Genomic DNA, 253 nt, shown 5'->3' with positions numbered 1-253 from the left:
CCGGCGGCATCGTCGATACCACGACGGGACTGCTGACCTTCTGGGGCGATCTCACGAAAGTCACCGCAGGGCAATGGAACATTACGCTGCCCGCATACACGTTCGATGACGGCGCGGCGCGGGCCTTTGCCCGCAGCCTCAGCGCGGGCACCTCCATCAACATGACGACGACAGGGGCGGCGGGCCAAAGCGGCGACATCGACGTCGGGAACAGCATTCAATGGACCGGCGGCGCATCGCTCGCGCTAAACGC

Annotated in this window: 1 pseudogene; it reads left to right on the top strand. The window is 65.6% G+C overall.

The window, feature by feature from the left end:
* Positions 1 to 253: pseudogene (locus SB772_RS43535) on the top strand (filamentous hemagglutinin); the annotation flags it as partial.

Origin of the sequence: Paraburkholderia sp. SIMBA_030, assembly GCF_046535245.1 — a bacterium.
In the GTDB taxonomy this organism is placed as follows: Bacteria; Pseudomonadota; Gammaproteobacteria; order Burkholderiales; family Burkholderiaceae; genus Paraburkholderia.
Note: the sequence above shows the minus strand (reverse complement) of the source record. Positions and strands in the feature narration are given on the sequence as shown.